Source organism: Micromonospora phytophila, from assembly GCF_023656545.1.
GTDB lineage: Bacteria > Actinomycetota > Actinomycetes > Mycobacteriales > Micromonosporaceae > Micromonospora > Micromonospora phytophila.
On sequence record NZ_JAMOKF010000522.1, the window covers coordinates 1 to 2,591 of the forward strand.

The 2,591-nt window shown below is 76.7% G+C and carries 4 protein-coding genes; 3 read left to right on the forward strand and 1 reads right to left on the reverse strand.

The features are described from left to right. The 3 genes from NCC78_RS30695 to NCC78_RS30705 all read left to right on the forward strand — a co-directional run. The coding region (locus NCC78_RS30695) for a GvpL/GvpF family gas vesicle protein (RefSeq protein ID WP_250798903.1) at positions 1-296 on the forward strand (296 nt) is incomplete at its 5' end. 16 nt (positions 297-312) lie between these two features. Next, the gene (locus NCC78_RS30700; protein ID WP_250798905.1) at positions 313-627 is read left to right on the forward strand and encodes a gas vesicle protein; all 315 of its coding nucleotides are present in this window, start codon (positions 313-315) and stop codon (positions 625-627) included. Continuing rightward, positions 624-1,022: a gas vesicle protein K gene (locus NCC78_RS30705; RefSeq protein ID WP_250798906.1), complete on the forward strand. Its 399-nt coding sequence runs from the start codon at positions 624-626 to the stop codon at positions 1,020-1,022. The genes NCC78_RS30700 and NCC78_RS30705 overlap by 4 nt, the downstream gene beginning before the upstream one ends. A gap of 123 nt (positions 1,023-1,145) precedes the next feature. Here the strand turns inward: NCC78_RS30705 and NCC78_RS30710 are convergent. Then, the coding region (locus tag NCC78_RS30710; protein ID WP_250798907.1) for an AAA family ATPase at positions 1,146-2,591 on the reverse strand (1,446 nt) is incomplete at its 5' end.

Sequence of the window (2,591 nt, forward strand, 5' to 3'; positions counted from 1 at the left end):
AGCGGATCGCCGCCGACGCCGCGGCGGCCGTGCACGCGGCGCTGGCCGGGCAGGCGGTGGCCGCCCGGCGGCACGCCCCGCAGGACCGCCGGCTCTCCGGCGCGCCCACCGCGATGGTGCTCAACGGCGCGTACCTGGTCGACCAGGGGACGTTCGCCGGCTTCCGGGACCTGGTCGGGTCGCTGGCCCACCGGCACCCGGAACTCCGGCTGGAGCTGACCGGACCGTGGCCGCCGTACTCGTTCGCACAGGAGCGGCCCGCGGAGCCGGCGCTCACCGTACGGGAGCCGGCGTGACCGCCCGGGGGCCCGGATGGTGACCACCTCGCTCGCCCCGAACAGCGCCGACGACCCACTGGCCTACCGCCCGGTGGCCCTGGTGGACCTGCTGGACCGGGTGCTAGCCACCGGCGTTGTCATCAGTGGCGACATCACCATCGCCATCGCCGACATCGACCTGGTGCGCATCTCGCTGCGCGCCCTGGTCGCCTCCGTCGGCGCGCTGGCCCCGCCCGAACCGCACGAGATGGGGCCCGTCGGCCCCGACGCCCTGGCCACCTCCGTCGGCGCGCCGACCCCGCACGACGCCGCGCATCTGGGCGTCGCACCGCCGGGGGAGGGGCCGTGACCGGGGCGTACGACCCGGGTGCGGGGCGGGGGGCCGCCGGTGGGCCCGCCCGGGACGAGGCGGCCGAGCTGGCCGCCGCGCTCGGCGAGCCGTCGTGGCAGGCGCCCCGGGTGACCCCGCTGGACCGCCGGCTCGCCGTCGACCGGGACTCCGTCGAGCGGGGGCTGGCCAGCCTGGTGCTCACCGTGATCGAGCTGCTCCGGCAGCTGATGGAGCGGCAGGCGCTGCGCCGCGTGGACCTCGGCGACCTCACCGAGGAGCAGGTCGAGCGGATCGGGATGACGCTGATGGCGCTGGAGGAGCAGATGGCGGGGCTGCGGGAGTACTTCGGCCTGGCGCCCGAGGATCTCAACCTCGACCTGGGCCCCCTCGGCCCGCTGCTCCCTACCGACTGACCCGCCGTTCCGGCGCCCGACCGTGCGGCGACGTCCCGCCCCTTCCGCCGGCATGCCACAGCTCTGCCGCCACCACGTCCGCCCTGCCGGTGCTGCCGGATCGGCCCTGGCGGTGCTGTCGGGTCAGCCCCGCCGGCCCTCGGCGTACGCGGCGAGCCAGGCGACCTGGGCCGGGTCCAGCGAGGGACGGACCCGGGAGCGGGCCGTCGCGACGTGCGCGGCGGTGACCGTGGAGGCCGTCAGCGACTCCCGCATCGCGGCCAGCGCCGACTCCCGGACCAGCGCGGCGCAGTCCGCCGCCGAGAAACCGTCCAGCTCCGCGCCGAGCGCCGCGAGATCGACCTCCGGGGCCAGCGGCACGGTGCGGGACGAGGCGCGCAGGATTTCCGCCCGGGCCGGCCCGTCCGGTGGCGGCACGTAGACCAGCCGTTCCAGCCGCCCGGGCCGCAGCAGCGCCGGGTCGACCAGGTCCGGCCGGTTCGTCGCGCCGACCACCACCACGTTGCGCAGCGCCTCCACCCCGTCCAGCTCGGTGAGGAGCGCGGCGACCACCCGGTCGGTCGTACCGCCGTCGGTGGCCTGGCCGCGAACCGGCGCCAACGCGTCCACCTCGTCCAGGAAGATCAGTGTCGGCGCGGCCTCGCGGGCCCGGCGGAACAGCTCACGGACGGCACGCTCGCTCTCGCCGACCCACTTCGACAGCAGCTCCGCGCCCTTGACCGAGAGCACGTTCGCCCGCCCCGAACCGGCCAGGGCGGTGACCAGGTAGGTCTTGCCGCAGCCCGGCGGGCCGTAGAGCAGCACCCCGCGCGGCGGCTGGACGCCGAGCCTGGCGAACGTGTCCGGGTAGGTCAGCGGCCAGAGCACCGACTCGGTGAGGGTCTGCTTCACCTCGACCAGGTCGCCGACGTCGTCGAGGGTGACCGACGCCAGCTCCAGGGTGGACGCCGCCATCGTGGTCGGCCGGACCACCTCCAGAGCGGCGTGGAAGTCGGCCATCGCCACCGTCGGGTTCTCCGCCGACTTCTGCCGCAGCGCCGCCCGTACCCCGGCCTCGCGCACCAGGGCGGCCAGGTCGGCGGCGACGAACCCGGGGGTACGCCCGGCCACCTCGTCCAGTCGGACGTCCTCGGCGAGCGGGACCTGCCGGGTCAGCACGGTCAACTGTTCCCGACGCAGCGCCGGGTCGGGCAGCGGAACGGTGATCCGCAGGGAGAGCAGGTCGGGGGCGCGCAGCGCCGGGTCGACCGCCTCGGGCCGCCCGGTGGTGCAGACCACCGCCACCCCGGACCGCACCGACTCGGCGAGCACCTGACGGAACACGGTGGAGAGCGGTCCCTGCTCCTCGGCCGGGGCGAGCGCCTCCACGTCGGTGACCAGCAGGACGGCCGGGCCGTCCGCGCGTACCTCGGCGGCGGCGGCGCGCAGTCGCTCGGCGGCGGCCTGGTTGGTCAGGGCGGCCACCTCGGGCGCCCAGACCGGGCAGACCCGGGCACCGACCCGGGCGGCCACCGCGCGCACCAGCGCCGACTTGCCGGAGCCGGCCGGCCCGGTGACCAGCACGCCCAG

Excerpts from the sequence above, each read along its gene's own strand:
- NCC78_RS30700 (WP_250798905.1), top strand. The coding sequence starts at position 313 with ATGGTGACCACCTCGCTCGCCCCGAACAGCGCCGACGACCCACTGGCC.